We start from the raw sequence: 15,808 nt of genomic DNA, 5'->3' as shown, positions 1-15,808 counted from the left end.
GAGTATAAATATTAGTGAGTATGTTCATCAACTTGATGAGTAGATGAATTTTGACGTAACGCTACTGTTTGCACATTTTCACGATTAAGCAAATCATCAAGGGTAATATTTGCCAAATAGTCTGCGATATGCAATGATAGGTTATGCCAAAGATCGTGTGTCAAACACATAGAGCCGTTTTGACAATTACCTTGATGATCGCAACGTGTTGCATCAACACTTTCATTGACTGCCTCGATCACTTCTAATACAGTAATAGTCTGAGCTTTGCGTGCTAAATAATAACCACCATTTGCACCACGTACACTGGCAACCAGTCCTTGTCGTTTTAATTTTGCAAATAACTGCTCTAAATAAGCCACAGAAATCGATTGGCGTGAGGCAATTTCGGCGAGCGTAATCGTTTGAGTTGGCGGTTGCAGAGCTAGGTCTAGCATAGCAGTTACTGCATAACGACCACGAGTAGTAAGACGCATGATTCGATACACAAATTAAATAAGATGATTTATTTTAATAATTCTGACTAAATTAGTCAAGTTTTGTTTTCTATATTTATGATGGAAAAATCTATAATATTGATTGGAAATAATGTCCATAAAAATAAACGATAGCTCACATGATAGGATGAGTAATATCAATTAACATTCATAATGATAATACAAATTAGCAAAGCAAAGATTAAAAATATAGACAAAAACTTTAAATTACGATTTTGTTTAGCTGTTTTTTGCTGGCGATATTCATTACTTTTAATGGTTGCTTTGAGCTTACGAATTTCATCACGTTGTTTTGCCAATGTTTCTAACATTGGTGTAATGCGTGATTGTGAAAAATTTTGTTTTTCACTTTGCTGGGAATTATTACTAAATAACCAACGTGGAATATCAGCAATCATTTTTGGTAGGGCACACAGTAATAATAAATCATGAAATTGGTCTTTTAACTCAACATCACCTTTGATACGCAATTGACGCAATGCTCGAGCCTCGCCTAAAATTAAAATTTTAAACAATAAAATAGGCGTTACACGAACTTCTAAATCAACTTTTTGTTCAACTGGTATCGTTGATTCAAATAGTACGCCTTGAGGTGTAAATTGTAAATATATATCAAACAAGGGAAGATAATTATTAATTTTAATAATCGCTTTGCGTTCAACAAATTTCTGTACTTGGTTTTGTAATAATGGGTCATGATAAATTAGCCAAGAAAAACCTGTTTCTAAGCCCATTAAAATCACGTTTTGTACTAATGCTTGTTGCTGTGAAGATTGTGTCATAATACTGATTTAAAAAATAACTTGCTGTAATTTGCCTAGATTAAAACAAATAGTATAAAATGGCTAGTCCTGAATAGGAATTGATGTACAAAAAATGTTCACTAAAATCAATATGAGATAAGACGTATTGTTATATATTGGTATATTAAATGAAATGGAATTCTGTATTTTAGCAGTATTGTTACAGAGTGATATTTCTATAAAAGAAATACTGATTTAAGGCAAAAATTTAGGTTAGACCATCTAAATAGGGAAAATTTAAGCATATAAGTTGTTTTTTTATTAAAAAATAGATGAATGACTTGCAATATTTTTCTAGCATTGATATAAAAGCACATAATGAATTTGGTTTTATAGACATAAGTTAAATTATGACTAAAAATCAAATCAATATACCCCTAAATTTGAGGATTAAACAGATGAATAAATCAGAATTAATTGATGCAATTGCAGAAAAATCAGGTCTGACAAAAGTAGATGCAGCTAAAGCATTAGATGCAGTAACTAGTAGTATTACTGAAGCATTGGTAAAAGGCGATAGCGTAACTTTAATTGGCTTTGGTACATTTGCAATCAAAGAGCGTGCAGAGCGTCAAGGTTTTAACCCAAAAACCAAAGAGCCTTTAACAATTGCAGCAGCAAAATTACCAAGTTTTAAACCAGGTAAAGCATTTAAAGATGCAGTTGATGTGAAAGAAGCACCAAAAAAAGCGACTAAAAAGAAAAAATAATATCTTGACGGTCAAATTTAAAAAATGAAGCACAATAATCATTTATTGTGCTTTTTTATTTGGAATATTTATTGATAGTCAGGTTGGATAAATTATTACAACTATTTGAAAAATAACATTTTATAATCAGAATAAACTTTTTATATTTAGACTAGTCAAACCCTTTAAAAAAGTGTATGATTAAGGTAAATAGTCGCTAAGAGTAGTCTGTTATGGAACGTTTTGACTTTAACTATGCCCCTTATGATGTTTTAAATCCCATTGAGCGAAATATCTTACAAAATGCAGTGAATATTGCTTTTTTTCATGATGAACAGGTGGTGATTCAGCCAGAAAGCAATATTGATAGCTTATATATTGTACTCAAAGGATTGATTAAAGAAATTGGAGCAGATGGCGAAGTTGTGAATTTATATCACCCTAAAGATACTTTTGATACACGAGGATTATTGGAAGGATTAAGTCATCATCAATTTATTGTAGCAGAAGAGGCATTATTATATACCTTACCTAAAGCGATAGTATTACAGTTAATTGAAAGTAATGTACAGTTTGCGACCTATTTTTATGCTAATATTACCGATAAATTTTCCAGTATTTTAGGACAAAAAACAGAGCGAGAATGGGCAGGGTTATTTATTTCTAAGGTTCAAGATGCATTTCGTGGCAATACTTTGTGGATTGATGGGCAACAAACGCTCACTGAAACTGCTCAAATGATGAAGAAAAATCGTGTCAAATCAGCTCTAGTTCGTCATCAAAATAAAGTGGGTATATTTACTGAGGCGGTGTTTAGAGATATCATAATACAAGGGGCATCAGCACAGGACATAACACATATATGGGCGAATTTTAATCTAATTAGTATTGACCAACATGATTATATTTTTAATGCTTTATTAAAAATGATGCAATATAAAATCCAACGTTTGGTGGTGGAAGAAGAAGGTGAGCCAATAGGTACACTGGAACAAATGGATATTTTAGCTTATGTGTCAAATCATAGCCAACTGATTGCTGAACGTTTGGAAAATGTAGAAAATATTGAACAATTAGAAAATATTGCTCAACAAATGAACATTATGATTCAATCCCTACATGGTAATGGTATGCGTGCAATGCAACTGGCTCAACTGATGCGAGTATTAAATAAGAGCTTGATTGAAAAAGCATGGCATTTTGTGGCTCCACCAGAATTGATTGAAAAATCGTGCTTATTTGTCATGGGTTCGGAGGGACGTGGCGAGCAGGTGCTAAAAACCGACCAAGATAATGCTTTGATTTTACAACCAGATGCTGACCTTACTATGGCAGAACAAGCGACTGAGCAACTTGCCATCGTACTAGAAAAACTAGGCTATCCACCATGTAAGGGTAAAATTATGGCAAATAATCCTGATTGGCGGAAACCAATTGCTGACTTTAAAAAGATGGTGGTATCGTGGTGTATTCGTCCTGACCCAAATAGTATGATGAATTTAGCAATTTTTTATGATGCACAAGCGATTGCAGGGAATATTGAATTGCTTGATGATGTTAAACAACATCTTGCGACTTATTTGAGTAATGATGCAGGTATGTTGATGATGTTTGCTCGAGCGGTGGATCAATTCCAAGACCATTCACAAGGCTTTTTTGCTAAATTATTGGGCAATGAACGTAAAACGATGGATATTAAAAAAATGGGATTATTCCCGATTGTACACGGTGTACGAGCATTATGTGTTGAACATAAAATTAGTGAAACAAATACCTTTGAACGTATTCAAAAATTAGTTGTTGTTAATGCCTTAGATAAACAATTTGGGCAGGATTTATCAGAGGCGTTGGCGTATTTTATGGATTTACGTTTAAAATTTAATATTCGCTATGTGAAAAATAATCAGCAAATCGTACCAAACCAAGTCGAAGTCCATAGTTTATCAACATTGGAACGGGATTTATTAAAAGATGCCTTGCGAGTGGTGAAAGATTTTAAACAAATTATTCGTGTGCATTTTCATTTAAATACCATGTAATCGTTTGATGATAAACATTGAAAAGGCTGTAGGGGCAAAATATTTTTGCCCTTTATGAAAATAAATTGATGATGATTTTTTAATGGTGAAATTAAGATGTCTTTATGGCAAAAAATAGTCCGTCATTATGAACGCAAAAAATTAAAAGATGAACAATATGCTTATTTATATGATGAACATCCAAATGAATTGGTCAGTTTTGATTGTGAAACCACCAGTTTAGATGTGAAAGAGGCGGAAATTATTTCCATTGGTGCAGTAAAAATTCGTGATAATCAGATTTTAACCAATGAATCATTTTATGTATTGGTGAAACCTGAAGGTATGATGGAGGCAACCAATGTAACGATTCATGGTTTACGCCCTAAAGATTTACGAGATGGTTTACCAATTGAAGAGGCATTAAAACAATTTTTGACCTTTGTTGGCGGTCGTCCGTTGGTTGGTTATTATTTGGAATATGATGTGGCAATGGTAAATAAATTTTTAAAACCAATGCTCGGTATTCGCCTACCGCAACAGCAAATTGAAGTGTCGAGTTTATATTATCGCCGTGAAATTGAGCGAAATCGTTATGATATGGTGGTGGATTTGCGTATGGCAAGTATGTTTAAAAATCTAGGAATCCCCGATTTACCACGACATGATGCGTTGAATGATTCAATTAACGTGGCAATGATGTATTTGGCATTGCAAAGAGGGTTTAGATAATATTCCCCTAATATGATAATATTCAGGGGAAATACAAACATATGAGGGTAGCACAACACTACTCTGTATAATAATTTTCACGATTTTTAGAAAACTTTTCTAACTGTTTTAAAAATCCAACAAAATAATTTTTTTCTTTATCATTCATACGATAACCTGCATAAAGTGTACGGCGTAATCCTGTCTGACTGACACAATGCAAACGCTTAGAAGTAACCCATCCTTTTTGTTCATATTCATATACCACCCAGTCAGGTAGGGCGGTAATACCACGACCACTCGCAACCAGTTGAATTAACATTGGGGTAAAATCTGTGGTACGAATTTGTTTAGGTTGCATATTGGCGGGAATAAATAATTTAGCCATAATATCTAAACGATGTTTATCAACAGGATAGGTGATGAGCATTTCTTCAGCTAAATCATGTACTTGAATATCATTTTTTTTGGTCAAATGATGTGTGTTGGCTAAAACTAAGCGACTTTCATATTCAAAAATTGGAAAATATTCAATATTAGATAAGCTAATTGGGTCGGCAGTAATGAGTAAATCAAATTCGCCTTGTTGTAATAATTCATGTGGATTAGACTCAAATCCCGAGGTAAAATCTAAATCAACATCAGGATATTGTTGGCGATATTGATTTAATAATGGCATTAACCAATCAAAACAGCTATGACATTCTGATGAAAAAATAATCCGACCTGTTTGTCCATGCAATAAACGTGCAATATCACTTTGTGCTAATTGTATTTGTGGTAAAACATCATCAGCTAATTTTAATAAACGTTCGCCTACATGAGAGAATTGTACTGGACGACTTCGGCGATTAACGATTTCTACTCCAAACCAATGGTCTAATTCTTTGAGTTGATGAGAAATTGCTGATGGTGTTAAACATAAATCATCAGCCGCCGCAACCAATGAACCATGTTCACGTAATGCAACTAATGTTTTAAGATGGCGTAATTCAAGCATCATTCATCTCATTATAGTGAATTTCATTCATTATATCATATTAAAAGTGAAATTTATTAATAAAAATATCATAATCAATACGCTGATTTGAAGGTATAGTGAGATGAATTCGGAGTATTTTTCAATATAACGATTTGATATTAAAGAAAAGATGGACTCAATCGATGGAGAGTAGGGTTGAGAAACATTGTTTCGTAAGACGCACTTTTATACAAGTTTTTATCAAAATAGTACATCGTGCGTAGCTTTAATTGCTAATCAACCCTATTTAATCTTATATTTCAATGAGTTATAAAATTTAATTTAAGCTAAACTCACGTTCAATAAGATTAAAATTTTACATTTAACCCTAAACTAAAATTACGTCCCATTTGTGGTACATAAGGTAAGTATGAATTATGAATATATACTTTTTCATTCAATAAGTTATTAGCATTAAATGAAATACGATAATCTAATCCACCCCATTGACGTTTATAATCTACACCTAAATTAAGCATGGTATAGCCTTTGGTACGATCTTCAGGGATAGGGTAGGTATTTAATTTTGCACCACTTTTTTTGGTTTTGTCATCATCAGATTTCTCTTTGACCCAAATTGAAGTTGAAGTACGTTTTTGTTCAAATACATGCATAATATCTAAATATGTTGTCCAAGCATCATTCCATGTACTTTTAAGTTCTAAACCAAGTCGAGCAGGTGGCATTCGTGGAGCATAGCGATTGGGTGGGCTAATCGTTTCAACACCAATTACATCATAACAAATATCTTCATAATCGCCATATTCATCGGTACTGATACAATCATAGCCATCACTATAAATTAAATCGCCATAAATTTTGGGTAATTTGGATAACTTACCTACAACATAATCACCATATACAGTAATTTGCTGTTCTGGTACAAAACGATAACTCACTTCACCTTCAATACCGTAAATATTGGCTCTCGATTGGGTATAACGGCGTTGAAATAAATTACCTTCACGATATAGATTTTGGTTATGGATATAATTTTTGAAACGATTATAATAGGTACTGAATTTATAATCCCATTGATGACCGTTGTACATTAAACCTAATTCAAAATTATTTGATTGCTCTTTATCTAAATGGCGATTACCATATTGAAAAGAATTGGTTGCTAAATGCTTGCCATGGTAATACAATTCCATTGGTGTTGGTAAACGTTCATTATGTGAAGCTGTAAATGATAAACGATAATCAGGCTTAAAATCCCATAATACTGTACCTGCATAAGAAAAAGCATTTTCTTTATAAGTATCTAAAGCGGGCAATTTATCCTTACTGTGCTGCATTACATCAGCGAGATATTGCATATCGTATTTAATTGGAATCTGTTGTTTTTCAGCACGAGCAGCTAATTCAAAAGTAAAATTTTTCAGTCTATATTGTTCTAAACCAAAAATACTAAATTGTTTTAGCTTATTATCAACTAAAGGCAAACGCCCTGTTGGTTGTCGTTCACCATAAGTAACACTGTCATTCACTACAATATAAGGGCGTTTGACTGAACTAGTTTGAGTTTGATATTGAATCCCCCAATGTCCCTTTAATTCACCATAATGATTAATATCGCCTAATGGTTGATGCTGGAGTTCTAAACGCATATTCAATCCCTTATTGTCATAAACTGACTCAGGGTTGTTTTTCATAAATTCGGCTTGACCGAGTTTCTTTTTGACATTGCTAGAAATATAACCACGAGCAATTTGTTCTTTTTCATACTGACTTAAATAGGTCTTACCATCTCCACGTTCATCATGATGATATTTACTATAAGTTGTACTTAAGCGTAATTTATCAATACCTATGATTGGGTTTAGCCATTCTCCACGTAAATCATAACGTCTTGATTTTAAATCTACCCATGGACCTTTGTCTCCATGTTCATGGTGATGTCCGTAGATATTGTCATGGTTATGTTCGGGATTATCGGCATGATTATTACCGCAATGCATATCATGTAGTCTTTTTGAGATATGATGACTATCCATTAAATGGGGATAAGCATTTAAATAACTTGGATATTCTGAATTAAATAGATGAGGTGCACAATAATCAAACATATGATTATGACCAACTAAGCCATATTTATCTTGGCGTTCACTTACCGCTACTCCTAGATAACCTTGAGACCCCACCCATGATAAACCTAAAGTGCCTACATTAGAGTTATTATAAGAATCAGGTAAACGTTTTACAGGGTCTTCGCCAGTATTAATGACTAGATTTGGTACTGTATAATTATCTGCACGGCGTAGTAAGCCTTCCATACGCAAGGCTAGATGTTTTCCTAAACCAACTGTTGTTCCTGCGGTAAGTAGCTTTTCATTACTTGAAGTATTGTAACGGCTAAAAATTTCTCCTTCATAACCCTTTTCTGGAATGGAAGCAGGAATGCGATTATCCACAACATTAACAACCCCTGCAGGAGAAGCTGTTGCATACATTAAAGTTGCAGACCCACGCACTAATTCAACTTGACTAGCAAGCAATGTATCCACCGCAACAGCATGGTCTGGCGAAATATTAGACATATCGACCACATCAGTTCCGTTTTGTAGGACTTTTACACGCACACCTTCTTGACCACGAATCACAGGTGCTGAAGCACCACCACCAAAAGGATTGCTATGGATACCTCGTTCACCCGCTAATGCATTGCCCAATGTTGCAGATTTACCCTGTAATTTTTCACGCTTAATGATAACATCACTCGCTTTTTTACTTTCATCAAAAGCTAAGCCATTGATTTTTTGTTCTTGAGCATAGATTTCAATTGTTTCAAGTTGTTGAACAGGCTCAACTTCTTGTGCATAAACAGGAACATTAATCGCTAATAAAATACACAACAATAAATTTGTGTAACGCATACTTAACTCTCTTTTACAAATTATAAAATAGATATGTTATAATATTGCATTTAATAATTCAAGAAAATAATTATGTGATTTTAAGAAATGTGGTTAAATCAAATCATTTATATCCATCAATAGAGTAATTGCATGAGTGATTTAACTTATTGATTTTATTGATATATTTTGACATATTAAAAACAATAATCCATTAAAAATCAATATCTTATCATATTTTATGAGATTGGTTTGTATCTCTCAAAATTCCCCCACACTATTACCTATTCTTATGTTAAAATAGAGAGAATTTTTACAAAAATTTATTGGAATATTTATATGAGTATTTTAGACCGCCTTTCCCCGACTTATGACCCTGTACAAATCGAATCAGGCACTTATGAGCGTTGGGAACAACACGGCTATTTTAAGCCGACTTTAGACAAAGACAAATCCTTTTCTATCGCTCTGCCACCACCAAATGTAACGGGTTCATTACACATGGGACATGGTTTTAACAATACCATCATGGATTCCTTGACCCGTTATCATCGTATGAAAGGCTTTAATACTTTATGGCAACCTGGCACTGACCATGCAGGTATCGCCACACAAATGGTGGTAGAACGCCAGCTTGGCTTACAAAACATTACTCGCCATGATTTAGGTCGTGAAAAATTCTTAGAAAAAGTATGGGAATGGAAAGCTCAATCTGGTGGTACGATTACCAGTCAAATCCGCCGTTTAGGTTCAAGCGTGGACTGGTCTCGTGAACGCTTTACGATGGACGATGATTTGTCCGATGTGGTCAAAGAAGTGTTTGTGCGTTTGCATGAAGAAGGCTTGATTTATCGTGGTAAACGCCTTGTAAACTGGGATCCAAAATTACACACAGCTTTATCTGACCTTGAAGTAGAAAATAACGAAGAACAAGGCTCATTATGGCATTTTAAATATTTCTTTGCCGATAAATCATTAAAAACTGCTGATGGTAAAGACTATTTAGTTGTGGCAACCACACGTCCTGAGACTTTACTTGGTGATACGGCGGTAGCAGTTCACCCTGAAGATGAGCGTTACAGACATTTAATTGGTAAAACCATTGTGCTACCAATTACAGGGCGTGAAGTGCCAATTGTCGCTGATGATTATGTGGAAAAAGAATTTGGTACTGGCTGTGTAAAAATCACCCCTGCCCACGATTTTAATGATTATGAAGTCGGTAAACGCCACAATCTACCGCTTATCAATATTTTTAATATCAATGCTGAAATTTTAGCAGAATTTGATTTCATCAAGAAATCAGATGAAGCGGTTAGTGAACGTATTACTGCACCAAGCGATTATGCAGGATTAGAGCGTTTTGAAGCACGTAAAAAATTGGTGGCACAAGCTGAAAGTGAAGGTTGGTTAGAAAAAATTGAGCCTTATACTTTAAAAGCCCCTCGTGGCGACCGCTCTGGTATGATTGTTGAGCCATTCTTAACTGACCAATGGTATGTCAGAGCAGCAGTATTAGCCAAACCTGCCATTGAAGCGGTACAAGACGGACGTATTAAATTTGTGCCAGAACAATATACCAATATGTATATGGCGTGGATGCGTGATATTCAAGATTGGTGTATTTCTCGTCAATTATGGTGGGGTCATCGCATTCCTGCGTGGTATGACGAAGCAGGCAATATTTATGTGGGACGCAATGAAGATGAAGTTCGTCAAAAGTACAATTTGGGCGATACCGCATTAAAACAAGATGAAGATGTGTTAGATACTTGGTTCTCATCAGCCTTATGGACATTCTCAACGCTTGGCTGGACAGGCAATCAAGAAATTGATTTACAAAATGAAATCTTACAAAAATTCCACCCAACAAGTGTATTGGTAACTGGCTTTGACATCATTTTCTTCTGGGTTGCCCGTATGATTATGATGACCATGCACTTTGTCAAAAACCAAGATGGTACGCCACAAGTGCCATTTAAAACCGTTTATGTACACGGTTTAGTGCGTGATAGCGAAGGACAAAAAATGTCTAAATCTAAGGGCAATGTGCTTGACCCATTAGATTTGATTGATGGTATTGATTTAGAAAGCTTGGTGGCTAAACGTACCGCAGGTTTAATGAATCCAAAACAAGCCAGCCAAATTGAAAAAGCCACGCGCAAAGAATTTGAAAACGGTATCAATGCCTATGGCACAGATGCGGTGCGATTTACCTTCTGTGCGTTGGCAAATACAGGGCGTGATATTAAATTTGATTTAAAACGCGTTGAAGGCTATCGTAATTTCTGCAATAAAATTTGGAATGCCACTCGTTTTGTGTTGATGAATGTGGACGGTAAAGAAATCCACCAAACGGCAAAACCAGAACTTTGGGAATTGCCTGAACAGTGGATTATTAGCCGTTTGCAAAAAGCAGAAACTGCTGTGAATCTTGCCTTTGAAACTTATCGTTTGGATTTAGCAAGTCAGGCGATTTATGATTTTATTTGGAATGAATATTGCGATTGGTATGTCGAATTAACCAAGCCTGTATTGAATGACCCAAATATCAGCGATGAACGTAAAGCTCAAGTGCGTTATGTATTATTGTCGGTGATGGAAGTAGCATTACGTTTAACCCACCCAATTATGCCATTTATTACCGAAGAAATTTGGCAAACACTCGCTCCAATGATTGGTCGTGGTGGTGAAAGCATTATGCTTGCAGAGTATCCAATCGCTGATGAAAGTCGTATTAACGAGCAAGCCGAAAATGATATGAATTGGCTACAAGGTTTAATTGGTGCGGTGCGAAATATTCGTGGCGAAATGAATTTAGGTAATGCCAAATTATTGCCTGTGTTATTGCAAAACATCAATGACAGTGAAAAAGAGCAAATTAAACGTATTGAACCATTATTTAAAGCCCTTGCCAAAGTCGAAAGTTTAACTTTCTTAAATAATGACGAAAAAGCCCCATTATCATCATCTAGCGTGATTGGACAAGCAGTCGTTTATGTGCCGATGAAAGGCTTGATTGACCCTGCGGTGGAATTGGCTCGTCTCAATAAAGAACTAGAAAAACTTACCAAACAATACGACCAAATTGCAAATAAACTTGCCAATGAAAGTTTTGTCGCCAAAGCACCGCCTGCGGTTGTTGAAGGTGAAAAATCGAAATTGGCTGAGTTAGAAGGGCAAATTGGGAAGGTGAAGGAGAGTGTGAGGGAGATTGAGAGTTTGTAAAAAAATGTGATACAATAGATAGAATTGGCTTATACCAATTCTATCTTGTGTTAATTTTGTTAAAATTAGGAAAAGTTATGATTCAACGCATTATTTTTGGCAGTCCGGGAACTGGTAAAAGTCATTTGATTAAATCAGAAATCATTCCCAAAGAGTTACAAATTGATGAAAAAGCAAATCCTGAAAATGTGATTAAAGCGGTATTTCACCCCGAATACACTTATGGGGATTTTATGGGGAAATTATTGCCTATTTCCACAAAATCCAATGTTGAGTATCGATTTTATGAAGGACATTTTCTAAAGGCATTGGCACAGGCTTATGCAAATATTTTAAAAACTTACGAGTATAACAAAAAAGAGCGGAAAATTAGGAAAAAGATTGATGAAAATGGTAAAGAACTACAACCAAATAATGTTACTCTTATCATTGATGAAATTAATCGTGGTAATTCATCAGCAATTTTTGGTTCAGTATTTCAATTATTAGATAGAAAGGATAATGGTTGGTCTAGTTATGATACTACCATTCAAGGAGTTATGTTTGCTAAATTATTTAGTATGATTGGTTTTGAAACAACATCAACTAATGATAAGACTGGAGAAACAACTCACGCAACTCTATCTTTGCTAAATATAAACAGCCAAAGCTTAGAGGATATTAATGAAGAATTAGAAGAAATTTTTGGAAAAGGAGAATGTAGAGAAGGATTTGATGTTGTCAATAAAACAATCAAAATCCCACCCAACCTACATATTATCGCTACAATGAATACTTCTGATAGTTCTATCTATCATATGGATACCGCTTTTAAACGTCGTTGGGAATGGCAATTTATTGATGTAAATTCAAATCCAATTAGAGAACAAGGTAATGCTTTTTACTACAATTCAAATAACAAAGATGACCCTAATAATAAAGAGTATTATCATTTCATTGATAAATTAAATCAATTTATCAAATCCAACCATAACTATATTCGTGGTATTGAAGATAAGCAAATTGGTAGATATTTTATTAAAGCCAATTCTCAAAATCAAATTGAATATTCTATCATTCAAAGCAAATTGATGTTTTTTATTTGGGATAGCGTCTTTAATAGAGATAAAATACCCTTAGTAAAACTCCTTTTCGGTAACGATAATGTAGAGCAAAACAAAAATAAATTGGTTACTTTTGGTGATTTTGCCATAAAGGTCAAGGAATTTGTTAAAGCCATACAGGAAAGATAATGTTTAATTTCAATGAATTAACCATTGTTCAACCAAATGAGCCACAGCGTTCTCGTGGCTCATTTGTTGGCATTCGTAAAGATAAATATTTGGGTAAAATGGTATTTACCTTACCCAAAGGATTTGATAGTTTTAAAGAAGATTATGAAAGTGTTAAAAAGTTATTTTTTGCAATGTATCGTACTTTTGAAAAGTTTCGTAAAAATGGCGAGAAATATCTAGATGAACGCCCAAATAATAAAGACAATGCTGAAATTAAGGATAATCAAGGGGTATATATTTTCACCGATGAGGATGGTAATGAAACAATCTTATATAGTAAAATTGATTTGATTGATAAAATCTTTCAAACTTATCAAGAGTTAGAAATTGAATCTCTCATCCAAGAATTAGGCTTAGTTGAAGATGTAGATTATTCAAAAATTGAAAACTATTTAGATAAAGGGATTTATCTAAATAATAATGCTATATTTGTCGATCAAATGGTTGGCTATCGTAATATTGTGCGTGGTGTACCATCTGAATTGATTGAATTATTTTGCTATATCTATAAAGAGTTGGCAAGTGAATTGGAGAAAGAATTATCTGAGCAAATTAAAGAAATTGCGTTTAATTTTTCTTATAAATACCTATGCCAAGAACAAAGCTTATTCTCTGAACACTCTTTTGAATCTACAATCAGTATTTTAAAAGATTGTTTGGATAATATTCATAAAATGACTGCCTATAAAAATCACCAATATTGGGATATTTATGAGGCGGTTGAGCATTTCTTATATGGTAACCTAGAATTTGATAAGGATAGTAATCAAGGATTTTGGGGGATCAATAATTTTAGTTATATTTGGGAAGAAATGTGTAACTATATGATTGCCAATAATAAAGAATATCGTATTCTATATTGCGATAGCAACTTACCATTAAACCAATATAAGCAAAATTTAACTAAAGATTATGTATGGATTGACAAAAATCTTATTCCAAATAATCCATTTTATCTTGATTTTAATGGATTAAAACGTTGGATTAGACCAGATATTATCACAAAGCTAATTTTGAATAATCAATTTAATGAAAACCCATTAAATATAGCGATTGCTAGAAAAATCTTATCAATTAAACGAATGCCCGTAAAATCCATGATTTCTTTCGGTTCAAATCGCCTAAATGTAGATATTTCTTTGAACAAAAGTGCATCAGAAATCAATAATTCAAATATTCTTGAGGTTTCAGAAGTTATTTTTAAGTTATTTGTAGAAAAATTTTCCAATCTTTATCGTACAAAAGGCATTATTCAGGGGTCATTGAAAGGCTATCAATATATACCGAATGGTAAATATATGTTTAGTTTAAAGAATATTCCAAAAGATGCATATGATGAAGTGTATCAAGATGTTTTAGGTAGATGGAAAGGAAATCAACAACAAGAAATCACATTTATTATTGATTGGAAATATTATTCTCACAATATTTTTGAGAATAAAGATTATAGAAGTGATAATAGAGTTAATGCAAGTATTATCAAGTCTTTGGCTTATGATTTTTGTTTATCACAAATAATTGATAAACCAATCAATAACCAATTTGGTATTCCTTTTTATGATATAAATGCTGATGATATAGTTGTTGATGGCAAAGTTTTAGACTGTAACATTAGCCTGGTTAAAATGAATTTTCTGAAGATTCAAGAGATATATTTAAATGGCTGAAATTTTTCAAAGTAATTTTGTATTTGGGTTACAGGGTAATCTTTATCAAGATTTTTGTGATAATATTGCTCATCCAATTATTCAGAAGATTATTGGAAGTAATGATTATGAAATCATTGCTTTTGAAAAGCATTTATCTTTATTAGACTTTGACAAATCAAAAAGAAAGGAAAGTATTTTTCCTGAATTTTATCTCAATTTTTTAGGAGATATTATTAAAGAGTCTAATAGTGTATCCTTTAAGAAAAAAGTTTGTGTTACATTAGATGAAAGATTATGTACTGGTATTTGCCCAAATACAAATAGAAAAATCACCACCATAAAACTTGGTGGCGTAGAATTAGCGTATTTTATTTATTTTGATATAAAAGAGTTTTTTGATTTTGTTTATGAACTCAATCATAATGAGTTGAATAAACAAAATATTAAAGATGGTCAAAATAGCCATAAAGAAATACAAGTAAATAAACAAGAAGTTCAAGATAAAATTTTAGTGGATAATAATCAAGATACTACTATTTTAGACAAAGTTGATGTATCAAAATTCTTCTCTGGAAAACAAGCGGATGCTAAAATAAAAATACAGAGAGAATATATCGAAAGAATTGGCTGCATTAGCAATATAAATAAAGAGCGAGGTTTGAGCTTTATTTGTGATTCTCCCAATAATAAAGTATCTAATTTTCCTATACCTCATAAAGACTTTCCTAAAATAATAGAGTATGCAATTGGTACTCCTATTAAGGCATTCGGATACTTCAATGATAATAAGTTTTATGTAGATGACTATGAGATTATCGATATTGATGAATTACCTTTTCAACTAATGAGATTAAGTGGAACTTTAAAATTTTATGAAAATTCCAAATTTGCCATTATGAGGACAAATGTTGGTGGTGTATATACCTCTCTTGAGTTGGTTCGGGAATATGAACCAAATATTGTACATCAAGTAGAGTGTATAGCAATAGAAGCTTATGACCATAAAAGGCAGGAAAATGGTTGGAAAGCTATTTGGGTTGGATAAGAGCAATTAAGAATTATC

Annotated in this window: 11 protein-coding genes; 7 read left to right on the top strand and 4 right to left on the bottom strand. The window is 33.3% G+C overall.

Translation table 11 applies throughout. The features are described from left to right. Window positions 1-11: 11 nt before the first annotated feature. Both LU301_RS06535 and LU301_RS06530 read right to left on the bottom strand, forming a co-directional pair. Window positions 12-476: an Rrf2 family transcriptional regulator gene (locus LU301_RS06535; RefSeq protein ID WP_305268834.1), complete on the bottom strand. Its 465-nt coding sequence runs from the start codon at window positions 474-476 to the stop codon at window positions 12-14. A 158-nt stretch (window positions 477-634) separates the two neighbouring features. Then, on the bottom strand, window positions 635-1,279 hold the full coding sequence (locus LU301_RS06530) for a hypothetical protein (RefSeq protein ID WP_305268831.1): 645 nt from the start codon (window positions 1,277-1,279) through the stop codon (window positions 635-637). A 419-nt stretch (window positions 1,280-1,698) separates the two neighbouring features. On the opposite strand from LU301_RS06530, the gene LU301_RS06525 reads away from it, so the two are divergent. The 3 genes from LU301_RS06525 (at window position 1,699) to LU301_RS06515 (ending at window position 4,739) form a co-directional block, all read left to right on the top strand. Then, window positions 1,699-2,010, top strand: a complete 312-nt coding sequence (locus LU301_RS06525) for an HU family DNA-binding protein (protein ID WP_305268829.1) — start codon at window positions 1,699-1,701, stop codon at window positions 2,008-2,010. Window positions 2,011-2,222: 212 nt separating this feature from the next. After that, complete coding sequence (locus LU301_RS06520; protein WP_305268827.1) at window positions 2,223-4,028, top strand: DUF294 nucleotidyltransferase-like domain-containing protein; 1,806 nt, start codon at window positions 2,223-2,225, stop codon at window positions 4,026-4,028. 96 nt (window positions 4,029-4,124) lie between these two features. Then, on the top strand, window positions 4,125-4,739 hold the full coding sequence (locus tag LU301_RS06515; RefSeq protein WP_305268825.1) for a 3'-5' exonuclease: 615 nt from the start codon (window positions 4,125-4,127) through the stop codon (window positions 4,737-4,739). A 58-nt stretch (window positions 4,740-4,797) separates the two neighbouring features. Here LU301_RS06515 and LU301_RS06510 read toward each other — a convergent pair whose 3' ends face one another. Further along, window positions 4,798-5,718, bottom strand: a complete 921-nt coding sequence (locus tag LU301_RS06510) for a LysR family transcriptional regulator (RefSeq protein WP_305268823.1) — start codon at window positions 5,716-5,718, stop codon at window positions 4,798-4,800. 329 nt (window positions 5,719-6,047) lie between these two features. After that, on the bottom strand, window positions 6,048-8,615 hold the full coding sequence (locus LU301_RS06505; RefSeq protein WP_305268821.1) for a TonB-dependent receptor: 2,568 nt from the start codon (window positions 8,613-8,615) through the stop codon (window positions 6,048-6,050). Window positions 8,616-8,933: 318 nt separating this feature from the next. Here LU301_RS06505 and LU301_RS06500 point away from each other — a divergent pair, with 318 nt between their 5' ends. From LU301_RS06500 to LU301_RS06485, 4 genes are all read left to right on the top strand, one after another. Continuing rightward, a complete protein-coding gene (locus LU301_RS06500) occupies window positions 8,934-11,822 on the top strand; it encodes a valine--tRNA ligase (RefSeq protein ID WP_305268819.1) in 2,889 nt (962 codons plus the stop codon). 77 nt (window positions 11,823-11,899) lie between these two features. Beyond that, a complete protein-coding gene (locus tag LU301_RS06495) occupies window positions 11,900-13,054 on the top strand; it encodes a restriction endonuclease (RefSeq protein WP_305268815.1) in 1,155 nt (384 codons plus the stop codon). Continuing rightward, the gene (locus LU301_RS06490; protein WP_305268812.1) at window positions 13,054-14,763 is read left to right on the top strand and encodes a hypothetical protein; all 1,710 of its coding nucleotides are present in this window, start codon (window positions 13,054-13,056) and stop codon (window positions 14,761-14,763) included. The genes LU301_RS06495 and LU301_RS06490 overlap by 1 nt, the downstream gene beginning before the upstream one ends. Continuing rightward, entirely contained in the window at window positions 14,756-15,790 is a 1,035-nt protein-coding gene (locus LU301_RS06485) for a hypothetical protein (RefSeq protein ID WP_305268811.1), read from the top strand. Before LU301_RS06490 ends, LU301_RS06485 begins: the two co-directional genes overlap by 8 nt. Window positions 15,791-15,808: the final 18 nt, after the last annotated feature.

Origin of the sequence: Moraxella sp. ZY210820 (assembly GCF_030674635.1) — a bacterium.
Taxonomy (GTDB): Bacteria; Pseudomonadota; Gammaproteobacteria; order Pseudomonadales; family Moraxellaceae; genus Acinetobacter.
Note: the sequence above shows the minus strand (reverse complement) of the source record. Positions and strands in the feature narration are given on the sequence as shown.

What these genes read in the sequence shown, in the direction of transcription:
- LU301_RS06535 (WP_305268834.1), bottom strand. Translation starts at nt 476, where the DNA reads ATGCGTCTTACTACTCGTGGTCGTTATGCAGTAACTGCTATGCTAGAC.
- LU301_RS06530 (WP_305268831.1), bottom strand. Translation starts at nt 1,279, where the DNA reads ATGACACAATCTTCACAGCAACAAGCATTAGTACAAAACGTGATTTTA.
- LU301_RS06525 (WP_305268829.1), top strand. Translation starts at nt 1,699, where the DNA reads ATGAATAAATCAGAATTAATTGATGCAATTGCAGAAAAATCAGGTCTG.
- LU301_RS06520 (WP_305268827.1), top strand. Translation starts at nt 2,223, where the DNA reads ATGGAACGTTTTGACTTTAACTATGCCCCTTATGATGTTTTAAATCCC.
- LU301_RS06515 (WP_305268825.1), top strand. Translation starts at nt 4,125, where the DNA reads ATGTCTTTATGGCAAAAAATAGTCCGTCATTATGAACGCAAAAAATTA.
- LU301_RS06510 (WP_305268823.1), bottom strand. Translation starts at nt 5,718, where the DNA reads ATGCTTGAATTACGCCATCTTAAAACATTAGTTGCATTACGTGAACAT.
- LU301_RS06505 (WP_305268821.1), bottom strand. Translation starts at nt 8,615, where the DNA reads ATGCGTTACACAAATTTATTGTTGTGTATTTTATTAGCGATTAATGTT.
- LU301_RS06500 (WP_305268819.1), top strand. Translation starts at nt 8,934, where the DNA reads ATGAGTATTTTAGACCGCCTTTCCCCGACTTATGACCCTGTACAAATC.
- LU301_RS06495 (WP_305268815.1), top strand. Translation starts at nt 11,900, where the DNA reads ATGATTCAACGCATTATTTTTGGCAGTCCGGGAACTGGTAAAAGTCAT.
- LU301_RS06490 (WP_305268812.1), top strand. Translation starts at nt 13,054, where the DNA reads ATGTTTAATTTCAATGAATTAACCATTGTTCAACCAAATGAGCCACAG.
- LU301_RS06485 (WP_305268811.1), top strand. Translation starts at nt 14,756, where the DNA reads ATGGCTGAAATTTTTCAAAGTAATTTTGTATTTGGGTTACAGGGTAAT.